The 16,010-nt window shown below is 38.0% G+C and carries 16 protein-coding genes and 1 pseudogene; 10 read left to right on the top strand and 7 right to left on the bottom strand.

From position 1 onward, the window contains the following. Positions 1-56 precede the first annotated feature (56 nt). Positions 57-1,025: pseudogene (locus QRN68_RS25855) on the top strand (ArsB/NhaD family transporter); the annotation flags it as partial. Positions 1,026-1,758: 733 nt separating this feature from the next. Here the strand turns inward: QRN68_RS25855 and QRN68_RS25850 are convergent. Continuing rightward, a complete protein-coding gene (locus QRN68_RS25850) occupies positions 1,759-2,139 on the bottom strand; it encodes a hypothetical protein (RefSeq protein WP_285400248.1) in 381 nt (126 codons plus the stop codon). 177 nt (positions 2,140-2,316) lie between these two features. Here QRN68_RS25850 and QRN68_RS25845 point away from each other — a divergent pair, with 177 nt between their 5' ends. Both QRN68_RS25845 and QRN68_RS25840 read left to right on the top strand, forming a co-directional pair. Then, complete coding sequence (locus tag QRN68_RS25845) at positions 2,317-2,847, top strand: NfeD family membrane protein (RefSeq protein WP_285400247.1); 531 nt, start codon at positions 2,317-2,319, stop codon at positions 2,845-2,847. Between the two features lie 15 nt (positions 2,848-2,862). Next, entirely contained in the window at positions 2,863-4,428 is a 1,566-nt protein-coding gene (locus QRN68_RS25840) for a flotillin family protein (protein WP_285400246.1), read from the top strand. Positions 4,429-4,476: 48 nt separating this feature from the next. Here QRN68_RS25840 and QRN68_RS25835 read toward each other — a convergent pair whose 3' ends face one another. Both QRN68_RS25835 and QRN68_RS25830 read right to left on the bottom strand, forming a co-directional pair. Further along, positions 4,477-5,040 (bottom strand): GNAT family N-acetyltransferase, encoded by a 564-nt coding sequence (locus QRN68_RS25835; protein ID WP_285400244.1) that lies wholly within the window; start codon positions 5,038-5,040, stop codon positions 4,477-4,479. Between the two features lie 136 nt (positions 5,041-5,176). After that, entirely contained in the window at positions 5,177-5,389 is a 213-nt protein-coding gene (locus tag QRN68_RS25830) for a hypothetical protein (protein WP_285400243.1), read from the bottom strand. Between the two features lie 357 nt (positions 5,390-5,746). Here QRN68_RS25830 and QRN68_RS25825 point away from each other — a divergent pair, with 357 nt between their 5' ends. Beyond that, positions 5,747-6,952 carry an MFS transporter gene (locus QRN68_RS25825; RefSeq protein ID WP_285400241.1) on the top strand — a complete coding sequence of 402 codons (1,206 nt, stop codon included), beginning with the start codon at positions 5,747-5,749 and terminating at the stop codon, positions 6,950-6,952. 106 nt (positions 6,953-7,058) lie between these two features. Further along, positions 7,059-7,700, top strand: a complete 642-nt coding sequence (locus tag QRN68_RS25820; protein WP_285400240.1) for a peptidylprolyl isomerase — start codon at positions 7,059-7,061, stop codon at positions 7,698-7,700. Positions 7,701-7,766: 66 nt separating this feature from the next. On the opposite strand, the gene QRN68_RS25815 is transcribed toward QRN68_RS25820, so the two are convergent. From QRN68_RS25815 to QRN68_RS25805, 3 genes are all read right to left on the bottom strand, one after another. Beyond that, entirely contained in the window at positions 7,767-8,549 is a 783-nt protein-coding gene (locus QRN68_RS25815; protein ID WP_285400239.1) for an enoyl-ACP reductase FabI, read from the bottom strand. A 209-nt stretch (positions 8,550-8,758) separates the two neighbouring features. Continuing rightward, positions 8,759-9,355 (bottom strand): hypothetical protein, encoded by a 597-nt coding sequence (locus QRN68_RS25810; protein ID WP_285400238.1) that lies wholly within the window; start codon positions 9,353-9,355, stop codon positions 8,759-8,761. A 125-nt stretch (positions 9,356-9,480) separates the two neighbouring features. Beyond that, positions 9,481-9,729 carry a ferredoxin gene (locus QRN68_RS25805; RefSeq protein WP_004232564.1) on the bottom strand — a complete coding sequence of 83 codons (249 nt, stop codon included), beginning with the start codon at positions 9,727-9,729 and terminating at the stop codon, positions 9,481-9,483. 107 nt (positions 9,730-9,836) lie between these two features. Between QRN68_RS25805 and QRN68_RS25800 the strand changes: the two genes are divergently transcribed. From QRN68_RS25800 to QRN68_RS25780, 5 genes are all read left to right on the top strand, one after another. Next, positions 9,837-10,865, top strand: coding sequence for a YpbB family protein (locus tag QRN68_RS25800; RefSeq protein WP_285400234.1), 1,029 nt, complete (start codon positions 9,837-9,839; stop codon positions 10,863-10,865). Then, a complete protein-coding gene (locus tag QRN68_RS25795; protein ID WP_285400233.1) occupies positions 10,866-12,308 on the top strand; it encodes a RecQ family ATP-dependent DNA helicase in 1,443 nt (480 codons plus the stop codon). Positions 12,309-12,574: 266 nt separating this feature from the next. Then, positions 12,575-13,369 (top strand): LysM peptidoglycan-binding domain-containing protein, encoded by a 795-nt coding sequence (locus tag QRN68_RS25790; RefSeq protein ID WP_285400231.1) that lies wholly within the window; start codon positions 12,575-12,577, stop codon positions 13,367-13,369. A 160-nt stretch (positions 13,370-13,529) separates the two neighbouring features. Beyond that, on the top strand, positions 13,530-14,285 hold the full coding sequence (locus QRN68_RS25785) for a metallophosphoesterase (protein WP_285400229.1): 756 nt from the start codon (positions 13,530-13,532) through the stop codon (positions 14,283-14,285). A 102-nt stretch (positions 14,286-14,387) separates the two neighbouring features. Beyond that, positions 14,388-15,353: a YpdA family putative bacillithiol disulfide reductase gene (locus QRN68_RS25780; protein ID WP_285400227.1), complete on the top strand. Its 966-nt coding sequence runs from the start codon at positions 14,388-14,390 to the stop codon at positions 15,351-15,353. A 27-nt stretch (positions 15,354-15,380) separates the two neighbouring features. Here the strand turns inward: QRN68_RS25780 and QRN68_RS25775 are convergent, their stop codons facing one another. Further along, the gene (locus tag QRN68_RS25775) at positions 15,381-15,812 is read right to left on the bottom strand and encodes a hypothetical protein (RefSeq protein ID WP_285400226.1); all 432 of its coding nucleotides are present in this window, start codon (positions 15,810-15,812) and stop codon (positions 15,381-15,383) included. Positions 15,813-16,010 lie beyond the last annotated feature (198 nt).

Here is a 16,010-nt window from a genome sequence, read left to right as displayed (position 1 = left end):
AATCTCTCTTTTTGTATAATTTTCATTGGAAGAAATTAGATAATCAACACGCGTGATTAATTATGTTATTAAACAATATGGGATTAGAAAATCGTCAAAAGATTCCATATTTAATTTCTGGAGGTTTAATTGCAACTGCATCCAGTGCTCCAATCGGGGTAAGTAACATCGTAAATCTAATTGCGTTAAAAATTGTTGATATGAGCTTGTATTCACATACAGCAATGATGTTTGTTCCTGCAACAATCGGTTTATTACTATTAGTCGGTTTACTGTTTTTATACTTCAAAAAGAACCTACCTAAAACTGTTCCTACAAATGTAACAGGGATGTCTCTTCCTTCCTATCATCCACTTAAACAAATTGCTTTAGGAAAATCTAAGCAAAAGCGTACTAAGTTTATGCTAAATGTACTTCTATTTGTATTTGGCGTTCGGTTAAGTCTGTTCTTAGCCTCGTTTTTAGGAATTCCAATTTCTGTTATGGCGGTAATTGGATCCCTCGTTCTTTTAGGATGGAGATGGGCTTATTTAAAAATACCTCCAGGTGATATGCTGAAAAAAACACCATGGTATATTATCGTTTTTGCGTTTGGTATGTATGTCATCATCTATGGTCTCAATAATATTGGCTTAACGGAATGGTTAATTCAATCTATGCGCCCACTGGTTTCAGAAAACCTACTCAATACAAGCGTCTTAATGGGCGTACTACTTTCAGTACTTTCTAATATCTTCAATAACCACCCAGCGCTTATGGTTGGAACTATTACGTTAACCAATATGGGACTTGACCCTATTTCCTTGAAAGTTGCTTATTTAGCAAACATTATTGGAAGTGACATAGGTGCACTGTTACTTCCTATGGGTACTCTTGCAACACTAATGTGGATGCACATCGTAAGGAAAGGAAAAGTAAAAATCACATGGTGGGAATACATTAAAGTTACTATCATCGTGATTCCTCCCACAGTCATCTTTACATTAGTCATTTTATATTATTGGGTGACATGGCTCTTTTATTAACACTGTGGAATAGGAGACCTAGATTTATTATATGATTATCCTTAAAAATTGTTCTTACACGATTACAGTTTATTTGTTATTAATCAAAGATAATTCATTTATTAGTTGAGAGAAATAACCATTTTAATTTGTAAACCAACGGTACGTTAGAATCAGCTTTTTAAGCTTATACAATTGTGGTATAGAGGTAACTTTAAATCATGCATTAGGTGCTGTGTATTAAAATGAGAGTCTACAATTTCCGTAGACTCTCTACTACATAGCTTTAACTCTCTAAAAGAGCAGGAGCATTTGATTTTGCTCTCAGAGTATTGTACTAGTCTATTACAGATATAAAATAGATTAGGGCTATGAAAAAATGATTGACCAGGCGCTCGTTATATGGTGAGTACCTGGACTTTATGTGTTGTATGTTTCTTAGTTTAAAAAAGATTAGAACGATTACCCTCAATCAATTCCATTCCAGCACACACGCTCGTCATTTTATTTGCTCCAATTAGCACAAAATTAAAGTTGTTTTATGCTTTATTTTTTAGAGATTGAAAGCATTTAATCTCATAAATGTATTGGAATTATAAAAAAGCATATCTGCCGATTGGAGCTTTAAAATAAGTTCGACCGGTGACATGCTTTTTATTTTTGTAGATAAAATCAACGGGTAGAACCATAATGTGGAGTTGATTTCCATTCTGGCTGGGCGCTTTCCTGGGCGGCTGCGTCCGATGAGCTGTATTTATTGCTTTGCTTTTTCCTCAGACTGCTCTCTTTTTGATTGACGATAAAGACGTAGTAAATCAAGCGCAAGTAAAAACACGATCAAATAAAAAACAGGACTGGTATAGGATAAACCTAATTGCGATTCACCGCCAAGTAATGTTAAAACAATCCAAAGCATGACTGTATATACTGTTAAGCCAACATATGCTTTTTTAGAAAGCTTTTTATATTTACCTTTGTCCAACGCAATTTGTACGATGACAAGAGCGATTAATATAAGGAGGATGATTTGTTTAGACAGTATCTCAGATAATGTAGTGTGTGGGAAAAAATCATTGACGAAAAGTAAGGTGAAAAATACAAGAATACAAAAATTTAAAATGGTTGAAAGCTTCATGCAATATCTCCTTAGTTGCCTGTATTCATTATATTGTAACATGGTTCTGTTTGAAGAAAATGAAAATTACTAATATAAAACTATTCATTAGAATGTTTGAAAAAATACAAAAAATTATGAAACTTTCTGTTTGGTACAATCGTATAGAAGGTAATACAATGAAAAGGGGTGAACAACTTGACGCTATTTGGCTATTCACTTGAGCAGATCTTTTTAGTGGTATTAATTTTCGCCGGCCTTGCAACTCTTTTGTTTATGTTTTTTGGTGATGCTGTTGAAGGCATTGGAGAGGGGCTACCGATTTTTAATCCAAGTGTCATTCTATCTTTCATTACGTTGATGTCAGCAGCAGGATTTATTTTAGAAAAGTTAGTCTTATTCCCTAGCGTTTGGAATATCGTTGCTGCTTGTATCATCGGAGCTATTTTAAGTGCACTATTTTATTTATTCGTTCTTGTTCCGCTTAGATCGGCCGATGTTTCTTTAGCTTATACGGAAGAATCGCTTGGGGGTCAGCTTGGAAAGGTAATTGTCCCAATCCCAAGTGACGGTTTTGGAGAAGTTGTTATTGAAACGACAAGTGGTTTGATTTCGAAGCGAGCAACAGGCTTTGACAATGAGGCTATCGACTACGATACGACGGTACTTGTTGTGGAAGTAAAGGAAGGAACGCTTTTTGTGAGATCCTATGAGAAGAAATTTTTATAAAGGAGAGATACGTATATGTCGATGGGAATTTTAAGTGTTTTAGGGATTGTAGCTTTTATTTTAATTGCCATAGTTGCACTGTATGTGACCAAGTATCGTACAGCGGGTCCTGATGAGGCACTTATTGTAACAGGTAGCTATCTTGGCTCAAAAAATGTACATAAAGATGAGTCAGGAAATCGTATAAAAATTATCCGTGGTGGCGGGACATTCGTATTCCCAATTTTCCAGCAAGCGCAGCCATTAAGCTTATTGTCTAGTAAGCTTGATGTGACAACACCTGAAGTGTATACAGAGCAAGGTGTACCAGTGATGGCAGATGGAACCGCTATCATTAAAATTGGTGGTTCTATTTCAGAAATTGCAACTGCAGCAGAGCAGTTTTTAGGAAAGCAAAAGGAAGATCGTGAAAATGAAGCGCGTGAAGTGTTAGAAGGTCATTTACGTTCGATCTTAGGGTCAATGACGGTTGAAGAAATTTATAAAAACCGTGATAAATTCTCTCAGGAAGTACAACGTGTTGCATCTCAGGATTTGGCGAAGATGGGTCTGACAATCGTTTCCTTTACGATTAAAGATGTACGCGATAAAAATGGCTACTTAGAATCGCTTGGTAAGCCACGTATTGCCCAGGTTAAACGTGACGCGGATATCGCGACGGCAGACGCTGAAAAAGAAACGCGTATTAAGCGTGCTGAAGCATCCAAAGAAGCGCAAAAGGCTGAGCTTGAACGTGCTACAGAAATTGCGGAAGCAGAAAAAGAAAATCAGTTAAAAGTAGCTGAATTCCGTCGTGAACAAGATATTGCAAAAGCTCGTGCAGACCAAGCATATGAGTTAGAAACGGCGCGTGCAAAACAGGAAGTAACTGAACAGGAAATGCAAATTCGTATTATTGAACGTCAAAAGCAAATTGAGTTAGAAGAAAAAGAGATTTTACGTCGTGAGAAGCAATACGATTCAGAAGTTAAGAAAAAGGCTGATGCTGATCGTTATGCTGTTGAGCAAAATGCAGTTGCGGCTAAAATGCGTGAACTAGCGCAGGCGGATGCGGAGAAATACCGTATCGAATCGTTAGCACAAGCTGAAGCAGAGAAAATTCGTTTGGACGGTCTTGCGAAAGCGGATGCTGAGCGTGCAAAAGGGGAAACAGATGCAGATATTATTCGTCTTCGTGGTCTTGCAGAAGCCGAGGCGAAACGTAAGATTGCGGAAGCCTTCGAATACTATGGTCAAGCAGCTGTCCTTGATATGATTGTACGTATGATGCCAGAATATGCGAAAGAGCTTGCGAGTCCACTTGGCAATATCGATAAGATTACTGTTGTTGATACTGGTGGAGGAGAAGGAAACGGTGGTGCCAATAAAGTAACTGCTTACGCAACTAATTTAATGTCAACATTACAAGAATCATTGAAAGAAACTTCAGGGATTGACGTGAAGGAACTAATTGAAAGCTATGCAGGTAAACATACATTGCGTCCTGAGTTAGAGCAAATAGCAGCTGGCTTAGAAAAGAAGCAAACAGCTACAGCTGATGAAACACAAAAAGAGATAAAAGAAACAGTTGAACAAAAATAATAACAATAGCCACCTGATACTAAGTGTCATCAGGTGGCTATTTATCGATTAAGAACAAGAATAGTCCTCATTAATTTGTTTCCACTCACTAGCGAGCATGCCGTATGCAGTATGGTCTACATAATGATCGTAAAGCCATTCTGCTTCACGAATAGTCCCTTCTTTTGTAAAGCCAAGTCGCTCTGGGATGGCACGGCTTTTTGCATTGTCCACAGCAGCACGAATTTCGACTTTATTGAGCTGTAACTCTTCGAAAGCATATTGTAATAAAGCCTGTACGGTCTTTGTCATAATACCATGTCCTTGAGCTCCTTCACTGAGCCAATAGCCAATAGCAGCTATTTTATTGCTATGGTTTATAGTATTGAAGCCAGCAATCCCAACGATTTCATTTTGAAAAATGATGACAAGCGAGAGGCTACTTTTAGCTTCGTGTCCCTTGATACAACCTTCAATATAAGCTGTTGTGTCGGTTACTTCTTTTGTAATATCTAGCCACGGCAACCATTCTCGCAAATAGTCTCGAGATGCATCTGTTAATGCAAAAACAGTTTTGGCATCTTCTAATGTGACAGTTCGTAAAAATAATTGTTGATCAATTGTAATTTGCAATAGTTTTCACCTCTTTAATATTTTAACGCATTGTGCATAAGTCATCGGAGTTGTTATTACCAATGATTTCTAGTTGATTATCTTCCACTGTATCATAATAACTGCTAATTCAAAATAGATAAAATTTTAAATTTTCTTAAAAATAATGTGACAAATTATAAGTAAACTGTAGCTGAATGAGATGTTGATTATTTAAAGAACCTTGAAAGGGAAATGAAATAACAGTTGTGTTGATTAACCATTTATATATATTCGAAGAGGCAATTTCTGCTACGGGCTCCTCGCTTTGTTGCTGACGCTTCGCTTTCGCACAGATAAACCATTTGTTGCTGACGCTTCGCTTTCGCACAGATAAACCATTTGGCGCTGACGCTTCGCTTTCGTGCAGAGCAAGGCTTCCTGCGAGCGAGCGTCGAGCCGCTTCCTCCACTACAATCAGTTAAAATGGAAATATATAAGCGGGATAGTAACGGAAAAATCCTTTTATCGCTCAATAATAAACCCATTTTTTTCTAACCAACTCGCCTGATGAAATAATATTTATAGAGCTTTTCTACTGTTACATATTTGCTTTTTCTGCGTTTAATAAGAGATGAATAACAGTAATAGGGATAAATATGTCTATTTTTTGACAAGTCTATCGTGTGATTAAAAAAATTGTATTAGAATAATAGTAGGACTGGCTGTACGTAAGGAGAGAGAAAAAATGGGTACTATACAAAGAGGGACTAAGGCCTTTAATAAAGCTAATTGGGCTTTATTTTTAGCAGGCTTTATAACTTTCGCTAACTTATATGTGTCACAACCGCTGCTACCAACATTTGCAAAGGAGTTTCATGTATCACCAGCAGTTGCGAGTTTATCGCTTTCTGTGACAACTTTTGCGTTATCTATCAGTATGATTATTGTGGGCTCATTATCAGAGGCATGGGGCAGAAAATCTTTGATGACGATTTCTATTTTTGCGGCATCTATTCTTACACTTGCACTTGCCTTTGCTCCTAATTTTGAAACGATTTTAGTGTTGCGTGTTATACAGGGAGTAGTTTTTGCTGGATTGCCTGCAATTGCTATGGCTTATTTAGGAGAGGAGATTGACCCATCTAGCTTAGGTATTGCCATGGGCTTATACATAAGTGGAAATTCGGTTGGAGGACTAAGTGGCAGGGTCATTATCGGAACGTTAACAGATCTTTATAATTGGCAAGTAGGGATGATTGTCCTTGGTGTAATCAGTCTTTTGATTAGTGTGTTATTTGTCTGGATGTTACCAAACTCCAAGCATTTTACTGCGCGTCCGTTACAAATAAAGGCACTGACGAAATCCCTTGTTCAGCATTTAAAAGATCCATCGATGCTGTGTCTTTTTGGTATAAGCTTTGTTTTAATGGGAAGTTTTGTGACACTGTATAATTATATTGGCTTTAAATTAATGGCACCTCCTTATAATTTAAGTGCCACAATTGTTGGTTGGATTTTTGTTATTTACTTAGTAGGTACTTTTAGCTCTGCTTGGTTCGGTAGTCTAGCGGATCAATATGGCCGCCGAAAAATGTTGTTATTGTCCATTGCTATTATGTTGACAGGGGCAATTCTTACATTAATCGGGCTACTTAGTTTGAAAATTATAGGGATTACAATCTTTACTTTTGGTTTCTTTGCGGCTCACTCGATTGCCAGTGGCTGGGTGAGTAAGCGAGCCACTCATGATAAAGCACAAGCATCTTCTCTCTATTTGTTTTTCTATTATTTTGGTTCCAGCGTTGGAGGAACAGTGGGAGGGGTTTTCTGGATGCATTATGGCTGGGGTGGCGTTATTGCAATGATTACTGTATTTTTAGTTGTTGCATGTTTACTGTCATTTTTATTAACTGGTATTATTGCCAAACAACGTATTGCAACAGGGCCTTAGGAATTGCTTTTATTTTGATGGCTTATATGTTCCTAAAAATGATTTGTCGTAAGCTATTTGATAGTCTTATAATGAGAAGACTGGTATAAAAAGGAGTTGAAAGAATATGTTCGCGCGATATAAAGGATTTTATGTTGCCTTTGCTCTGCTAGCGGTAGCTTTTGTGTTGACGGGTTGTGGAGCAGCTAAAGAAAAATCGGAAGACAATGTAGATTATTCATCAAAAGTGAAGGAAAATCCAATTGTAACAATTACGATGAACAATGATGAAAAAATCGTCATCGAATTAGAACCTTCTACTGCGCCGAATACGGTAGCAAATTTTATTTCCTTAGCTAAAAAAGGCTTTTATGATGGTCTTATTTTCCATCGAGTTGTCCCTGATTTTATGATTCAAGGTGGAGATCCTTCAGGTAATGGTACGGGTGGACCAGACTATTCGATTGAAGGTGAGTTTTCTTCAAACGGTTTTAAAAATGATTTGAAGCATGAACGCGGTGTCATTTCAATGGCTCGTTCAAATGATCCGAATTCTGCGGGATCTCAATTTTTCATTATGGTAAAGGATACACCGCAACTAGATGGCCAATATGCTGCTTTTGGGAAAGTAATCGAGGGGATGGAAACAGTAGATGCTATCGCTGCTGCTGAACGAGATGGTGAAAAACCAATAAAAGATCAAATAATGAAAAAGGTCGAAGTAGATACAAAGGGCTTTGATTACCCAGCTCCAAAGGTAATAAAATAACAGATTTATAAATCCGAAACAAAGAAGCATGAGAGATCAATGATGATCTTCCATGCTTCTTTGTATTTAACCCATAATATTGTAGCCAGCGTCGATGTAAATCGTTTCGCCTGTCACACCGCGTGATAAGTGAGAAAGCATCACGATTGTCATATCTGCTACTTCGTCTTGTTGAACATTGCGTTTTAATGGAGCTGTTTCTTCGATTTTGTGTAAAATTGTGTTGAAAGAAGGAACGCCTTTTGCAGCAAGTGTGCGAATCGCTCCAGCTGAGATTGCATTGACGCGAATATTATCTTTACCAATATCTGCAGCAAGGTAGCGCGTAGAAGCCTCTAATGCAGCTTTCGCTACGCCCATTACGTTGTAGCCATCAAGCACGCGTTCTGCTCCTAAATAACTCATCGTTACGATAGAACCGCCTTCAGTCATATAAGGATGTGCTGCTTTTGCTGCTGAAATAAGGGAATAAGCACTAGTATCTTGTGCAAATGCATAGCCGTCACGAGTTGTATTTAAGAAGCGATTGTGTAAATCTTCTGCATTAGCAAACGCTACTGAGTGCACGATACCATGGATAACGCCTACTTTTGTACCGATTTCATCGAAGGCTGCTTTTGTGCTCTCGTCGCTGTTGACATCACATTGTACGATCAGTGAATCAGATTGTCCGATTTTCTCTAATTGCATTTGTAATTTTTTTAATGAACGTTCTTGACGGTATGTGAAAATAACATTTGCACCTACATCAAATAAACGTTTTGCGATACCCCAAGCAATACTTCGATCGTTTGCTACGCCCATTACAACGATATTCTTATCTTTTAATTGTAATAAATTATCCATCATCTATAAGAACCCCTTTATGAAATAATATCTGTTATTAGTACCAACTACTAAAATCTTATCATACATAAAAAATGGATGCAATAATAAGATGAAAAGAGTGTCCAATTATATCTGTGCGAAAGCGAAGTGCTAACGTAGCGACAGCAACAATTACGCAGGGCAAAAAAAATTCATCTCCACGTACTTAGAGACGAATCCAATAGCTGTATTTAAATTTTAGCTGACTCATATATATCTAATGCTCTGTAAACTGCGCTGTGTACTGCAATTCTAAAGGAGTTTTGCGTACGAATAGCCTGTGCCATATATTTGATTGCTCTTGTTTGAACTTTATGAAATGTTTTGTCGCTAGATATAAGATCATCATTCAAATGAGCTAGAAAATAGGGTTGCTGGATTATTTGTTCTATAAGATCTGCCGCATCATTTTGTCCAAATATGTTATAGGCCCAGAGGTCAATATTATTGCCTAGTTGGAAAGCGACGAAATAGAATAAATCATCATCATTTTTCTCGGTAATTTTATGAATAATTTGAATCTTTTTGAGCTCTTCAATTAAAAAAATGTTAATTGAATAGTGCATAGCCTTTGAAGAATTTAAAAAAAGACTATCTTTTTGATGAGATTTTAAAAAGAACCAGCAATTTAAAATAACAGCCCAAGAATCTAATGCATTCATACACTTAGATTGAAAATCGGGAAAAATAGTTTGCCATTTTGCTGCAAGATTTTTAAATTGTTGAATATTTTCTTCATCAATTTGGTATAAGCTATGATCTGTTTCTAATTGATTAAACACTATCATTCCTCCAATAGTTTTTATGTGAAGCCAAAATGGGGAAATAAATCATCATACAATCAATTAAAGCTGACATATAAAAGTAAAGGCACCCGGTTAAGGATGCCTTCAAAACTAATGAAGTGTAAAAACTATTCGAATTTTAATGAGTCGCCATCAAAAGTTTCGTCTGCTACTTTGATTGAGTCAGTTGGGCAACCTTCGAAAGCATCTTGCATGTCTTCTAATAGATCTTCTGGAACTTCAGCAGTTCCCATGTTATCATCTAAAATAACGAAGGCAATCCCTTCATCATCATAATCATAAATATCTGGTGCTGCGGCTCCGCAAGCGCCACAAGCGATACATGTATCTTTATCAACAATTGTGTATTTAGCCATTTTCTTTCTCTCCTTTTACGATATTCCTACAAAGCTTCATACTCATTTTAAAGATGTTTAACTTACATTTCAACATAAATACTATTAAATTGGAGGAATTTGCGTCTATGTTTCATCAAATTTTATTGCAAATCTTTCAAAAACTCAATAATGAACGAACTATTTCAGCTGCCTATCATGTATTGAGAGGGAAGCGCTCAGGCCAGACTATTCAAGATATCGGGCTATTTCAGCTACATAATTATTTTGGGCTACTACCTAAGTTACCTCGAGCAACATTTGATGAGGCCGTATCTTTATTTTTACAGTATAGTTGGTTAATAATGCAAGAATCCGGTCACTATTCCATGAAAAAGCTAGGCTTACAGCGAGCGGAGCAGACACCTGAGTTTTTATTTGATGGGTGGCACTATAGGGGAAATGAGCATCTATTTTTTGCTAGATTCTCTTTAATTGTACAAAGCTTATCCTATCAAAGTGCTGGAATTCGTTCCTTTTCTCCAATAAGTCGGGATACGAATATTCAATCTTGGGTTCGTACATTTTTACTCGAGCATAACTATCAAGATGGGCATTTACAGCAGCAATTATTGGAGGAATGTGAACATGTGCTTTCTGGGTTAACCTTGTCTGAAGCCAACAAACAGCTTGTCCTTTATCGATTAAGTGGTTATGGGTTACCAGGATGGACGTGGCAGCAGCTTGCTAGTGAACGAAAGGAAGAAGTTTTAGATTGTCAATTAGCGTTTATAGAATTGCTACATACATTATTAAATGAAGTACATCAAACAAATGATTATCCGTTACTTGGCAAAATAGCTGAGGAGATAAGAGTAAAGGCGTTACTAACCGATTCAGCTCAGCAAACAGCACATTTATATGAGCAGGGCTATTCAATTGAACAGATTGTGCAAATTAGAAAGCTAAAACAAAGTACAATTGAGGATCATTTAGTAGAATTAGCTATGTATGAACCAAACTTTTCGATTGGTCCATTCGTCTCTTATGAGGAAGCGGAAAAAGTTTGGCAGGCATCGAAACAATATCAAACAAAAAAATTAAAAACTTTGCATGAAGTGGTTGAAGGTATGAGTTATTTCCAGATAAAGCTTGTCCTCGCGAAAGGAGAAGTATAAATGGAACTTGAACAAATATTGGCAAAGCATTTTGGCTATACAGCATTTCGTCCAGGGCAAAAAGAGGTCATTGAAGCAATTCTAGGAGGACAAGATGTTATTGCTTTATTACCAACAGGAATGGGAAAATCACTTTGTTATCAGTTGCCGGGGTATATCTTGCAGAAGCCGGTATTAATTGTTTCTCCGTTGCTTTCGCTAATGCAGGATCAGGTAGAGGAGTTAAAACGCTTTGGGGAAAAAAGAGTAGTTGCCTTAAATTCATTTTTAAATGTAAGTGAAAAACGATATGTATTACATTTTTTAGAGCAGTATCGTTTTATTTTTACATCACCAGAAATGCTTTTACAGCAACAAGTTCAGGACAAGCTTTCGCAAATGCAGTTAGGTTTAATCGTAGTAGATGAGGCTCATTGTATTTCTCAGTGGGGCTTTGATTTTCGACCAGATTATTTACGAATTGGACAATGGTTTTCACAAGTAAATCGTCCACCAGTTTTAGCTTTGTCAGCAACTGCGACAAGTAAAGTAGTCAATGATATACGTGCCACATTGTCGCTAGATGCGCCATTTGAGTTTTTGTATAATGTGGATCGGCCTAATATTCATCTTGGGCGTGTTGTATTTGAGGATAGGGCAGATAAAACACACTGGATAATGCAGTATATAAAAGAAACGGCAGGACCAGGCATTTTATATATGTCCTCGCGCAAGCGTGCCGAACAATATAGCGAAGTACTTATCCAGGCAGGCATACGAGCGGCTGCTTATCATGCAGGCTATGGTGCTGAGGACCGTCAATTTATTCAGCAACAGTTTATTGACGGAGAGCTCGACTGGATTGTGGCTACAAATGCTTTTGGAATGGGTATCAATAAGTCAAATATTCGTCAGGTCATCCATGAAACGATGCCTGCCAATGTAGAAAATTACATGCAGGAGATTGGCCGTGCAGGGCGTGATGGTCAGCCGGCGCTAGCGATTTTACTTTATTGCGAAGGTGACGAAGAACTTGCGAAATTTGTTGTAACAAGTGATTTGCCAACAGCTGGTCATGTCGATCGTTATCAGGAACTACTAAATCAACAAGTACAACCCTCTCAAATGTTGAAAAACGGAGAGCTGAGTGAGACTGCTTTTCGTGTACTTGATTACTGGTTACAACAAGAAACAATAGAACAAGTTAAAGCGCGTTTAAATCATTTGGCACTGGAAAAATACCGTGCTGTCGATGAAATGCAAAAAATTACTCAGACAAAAGACTGTATTCGCACGCAGCTAGTCGGGTATTTTGGGCAAAAATTGCTGAAAAAACCGGAAAACTGTTGTGAAAATTGTGGAATCCATTATGATGAAATCAATAAAGAACGCTTGAAGGAAGAGAAGAAAATAGAAATGATTCCATGGAAAAGTCGGTTAAAGCAACTTTTAATAGGTTTATAGAGGCTTATCACTGAAAGTTGGGATGACATTTTGTTAAAATGTATGTCATGTGATTGAAGACTCAGGGCGACTGAAATTGAGGTTTTGCGTCACAAATGAGACCCTGGATCGGCTCAGTGGAACATCGGAAAGCGCCCAGTCGTAATGATCAACCTCAAGTTATGATGAGGAACCTTTTTAGACTATAACTGACGGTCATTTACTTTTTTCGCAAAATTCGTCATAATAGAATGATAGAAAGCGTAGTAAGGTTGGAGGAAAGGCGAATGAGTAAAGAAGATTATCGTGATAAAATAGAAGAACACCGTCAATCTTTTGGAGAAGAACAAGAAGAGCAGCAAAATTTATCTAGAGTTTCAAGAATGAATAAAAATGGGGGCAATAATAAAAAGCCGAAAAATACAAAACGAAAAACGCCATTAATGACGATTCTTTTTGTAATCTTTATCTTAATTCCATTATCGATCTTAATTTATTTTTTAAAATTCTATGAACCAGGTGAAACAATAGAAGAAGCTGAAAAAAATTCTTCGGATACAATTGTAGAAATTGATAAGTCAGGAAATAAAACTGAATCCGCTGAAAAAAATAAAGAAGACGATAAAGCAAAAAAAGAAGATAAAGCAAGTAAAGAAGATAAAGCTAAAGATCAGTCTAAGAAAGACGCTGAGAAATTAGCAGCTGAAAAAAAGGCAGCTGAGGAAGCGAAAAATGCCGAAGCAGCCAAGAGTGCCGAAGATGCTAGGAAAGCCGAAGAAGCTAAAAAAGCTGAGCAAGCTAGAATAGCACAAGCAGAAGCGGCAAGAAAAGCAGAAGCGAATAAAGCTGAACAAGCACGTAAAGCTGAACAAGCGCGCAAAGCTGAGGAAGCACGTAAAGCAGAACAACAGAAACAAACTGCAAAAGCAAGTACCCATACTGTAAAGGCAAATGAAAATCTATATCGTATTGCATTGAATCACTACGGTGATGGAAGTGAAGCAACACTATCGAAAATCCGTGCAGCAAACGGTATGTCTTCAAATGATGTAATGGTTGGGCAAGTTATTAAACTACCATAAGAAAAGCAGGTGTCATTCTTTGGCAATGATGTTTTTCTAGTATAAAATAAAGGACAAACGTCAACAACAAATAAAGTTGAGGCGTACGTCTGATTTAGTGAAAAGGCGATTCTTCATTACAACGAATCGTCTTTTTGCTGTCGTAAGGAGATGTGAGGGAATGATTTATATTGGACTATTTGTTTTAGTAGTCATCGCGTTCCTGCTTTATATGTTGAAGGTGGCACATGAAAACAATGTTTTACATCATCAATTGTTATTAAAGGGTGAACAGGAAAAGATTCGACTTTTTTTTATTTCGGATACCCATTTACGCAAAGTTAACCGCCAGATGATTGAGCAGTTAGATGGCCAATTTGATGCTGTCATTATTGGTGGAGATTTCGCAGATGGACGCACACCTATTGAACGTATTCATGACAATCTAAAATTATTGACTCCTTTAGGACCGACTTATTTTGTATGGGGCAATAATGACAGGGAAGTAGGTGAAGAGCGACTACGAGGTATTTTACAGGAGCATGCTGTTCAGATAATAGCCAATGATGCTGTATTACTACCTAAAAAAAACCGCTTTTGGCTAAGTGCCATTGAGGATACATCTACAATGAAATATAGCTTTGATGAAGCATTTGCAAAGGTGGGAGAGAAAGATTTAGTTGTTTTTATTTCACATAACCCAGGCGTTTTTGCAAGGGTCCGTGCAAAATTTAGAGCAGATTTAATGATTGGTGGGCATTTACACGGTGGTCAAATTAGAATAGGCTCATACGGTGTGCATCCAAATGGCTCTTATCGAGAGCGTGAAGGTGTGATGACGTTAGTAAGTAACGGTTATGGTACGACATTGTTACCTTTCCGACTTGGCGCGAGACCACAGTGTCATATTATTGACATTGAAATTTCGGGTAAATAAACAACCAAAACTCGATAAAAGGCGTATAATGGAAGATAATCGTTTTGAAAGTAAAGAATTGGCATAGTTTTGCTGATACGAAGTTGATAGGAGTGTCAAGAAATGCAGCAAGTAGATGCAATTATTGTTGGAGGAGGCCCATGTGGTTTAGCAGCAGCAATAGCCTTGCAAAATATTGGATTAAAGCCAATGGTAATTGAAAAAGGAAACATCGTAAATGCGATTTACAATTACCCTACGCATCAAACTTTTTTTAGTACGAGTGAACGTTTAGCTATCGGTGATGTGCCATTTATAATTGAAGGACGTAAACCTAAGCGAAATCAAGCACTAGTTTATTATCGAGAAGTTGTGCGATTAAAAAATATTCAAGTAAACCGATTTGAGAAAGTAAATAGCGTTGTAAAAAATGGAGCAGTGTTTACAGTAACAACAGATAAAGAAGTTTATGAAACACCTTATGTTGTGATCGCAACAGGGTACTATGACCATCCAAACTATTTAAACATTCCAGGTGAGCAATTACCGAAAGTTTTCCATTACTTTAAAGAGGGGCATGAATTTTTCGATACGGATGTTCTTGTAATTGGTGGGAAAAATTCGGCTGTAGATGCGGCGCTTGAGTTAAATAAGGCTGGAGCACGTGTCGCTGTTGTTTATCGCGGAAGTGAGTATTCGCCAAGTATTAAACCGTGGGTACTACCAGAATTTGAAGGGGTAGTGCGCAATGAAGAAGTTAAGATGTATTTCAATACAAATGTGTTGGAAATTAGTGAACATGAGGTCGTTTTAGAAAATGATGGTAGCAAGAAATCAATAAAAAATGATTTTGTTTTTGCGATGACAGGCTACCATCCAGATCATTCCTTTATTCGAGCAATGGGTGTCACAATCGATGATGAAACAGGTCGTCCTTTCTTTAATCCAGAAACTATGGAAACAAATGTAGAAGGATTATTCATTGCAGGCGTAATTGCAGCCGGAAACAATGCCAACGAAATTTTTATTGAAAATGGCCGTTTCCATGGCGATTGTATTGCAAAGACAATTACAGAAAGAGCAAAATAGCAATAGGAGCTGTATAGGCGTTTAAGCTTATACAGCTTTTTTAAAACGTCGTATAGGAGAGAGAAAGCGACGGAAGGAAGAGCCGAAGCGATGGAAAGAGGGGCCAGAGTGACGGGAAGAGTTCGAACCGACGGAAAGAAGAGCCAGAGCGACGGAAGAAGAGCCAGAGCGACGGATGGAAGAGCCGAAGCGACGGAAAGAAGGGCCAAAGCGACGGAAGGAAGAGCCGAACCGACGGAAAGAAGAGCCGAAGTGACGGATGGAAGAGCTAGAGCGACGGAAAGAAGAGCCAAAGCGACGGATGGAAGAGCTAGAGCGACGGAAAGAAGAGCCAAAGCGACAGAAAGAAGGTCCAGAGTGACGGAAAGAAGAGCCAAAGCGACGGAAAGAAGAGCCAAGGTGACGGATAGAAGAGTCGAAGCGACGGAATGAGATCAGAGCGACGGAAAGAATAGTCAAAGCGACGGAAAGAATGGCCAGAGCGACGGATGGAAGAGCTAGAGCGACGGAAAGAGGCCGAAGCGACGGATGGAAGAGCTAGAGCGACGGAAAGAATGGCCAGAGTGACGGATGGAAGAGCTAAAGCGACGGAAAGAAGGACCAGAGCGACGGAAAGAGGCCGAAGCGACGGATGGAAGAGCTAGAGCGACGGAAAGA

Source organism: Lysinibacillus sp. fls2-241-R2A-57 (assembly GCF_030209535.1).
Taxonomy (GTDB): Bacteria; Bacillota; Bacilli; order Bacillales_A; family Planococcaceae; genus Lysinibacillus.
This window is presented reverse-complemented; position numbering and strand designations above follow the sequence as displayed.

Excerpts from the sequence above, each read along its gene's own strand:
- QRN68_RS25850 (WP_285400248.1), bottom strand. The coding sequence starts at position 2,139 with ATGAAGCTTTCAACCATTTTAAATTTTTGTATTCTTGTATTTTTCACC.
- QRN68_RS25840 (WP_285400246.1), top strand. The coding sequence starts at position 2,863 with ATGTCGATGGGAATTTTAAGTGTTTTAGGGATTGTAGCTTTTATTTTA.
- QRN68_RS25825 (WP_285400241.1), top strand. The coding sequence starts at position 5,747 with ATGGGTACTATACAAAGAGGGACTAAGGCCTTTAATAAAGCTAATTGG.
- QRN68_RS25820 (WP_285400240.1), top strand. The coding sequence starts at position 7,059 with ATGTTCGCGCGATATAAAGGATTTTATGTTGCCTTTGCTCTGCTAGCG.
- QRN68_RS25815 (WP_285400239.1), bottom strand. The coding sequence starts at position 8,549 with ATGATGGATAATTTATTACAATTAAAAGATAAGAATATCGTTGTAATG.
- QRN68_RS25810 (WP_285400238.1), bottom strand. The coding sequence starts at position 9,355 with ATGATAGTGTTTAATCAATTAGAAACAGATCATAGCTTATACCAAATT.
- QRN68_RS25805 (WP_004232564.1), bottom strand. The coding sequence starts at position 9,729 with ATGGCTAAATACACAATTGTTGATAAAGATACATGTATCGCTTGTGGC.
- QRN68_RS25800 (WP_285400234.1), top strand. The coding sequence starts at position 9,837 with ATGTTTCATCAAATTTTATTGCAAATCTTTCAAAAACTCAATAATGAA.
- QRN68_RS25795 (WP_285400233.1), top strand. The coding sequence starts at position 10,866 with ATGGAACTTGAACAAATATTGGCAAAGCATTTTGGCTATACAGCATTT.
- QRN68_RS25790 (WP_285400231.1), top strand. The coding sequence starts at position 12,575 with ATGAGTAAAGAAGATTATCGTGATAAAATAGAAGAACACCGTCAATCT.
- QRN68_RS25785 (WP_285400229.1), top strand. The coding sequence starts at position 13,530 with ATGATTTATATTGGACTATTTGTTTTAGTAGTCATCGCGTTCCTGCTT.
- QRN68_RS25780 (WP_285400227.1), top strand. The coding sequence starts at position 14,388 with ATGCAGCAAGTAGATGCAATTATTGTTGGAGGAGGCCCATGTGGTTTA.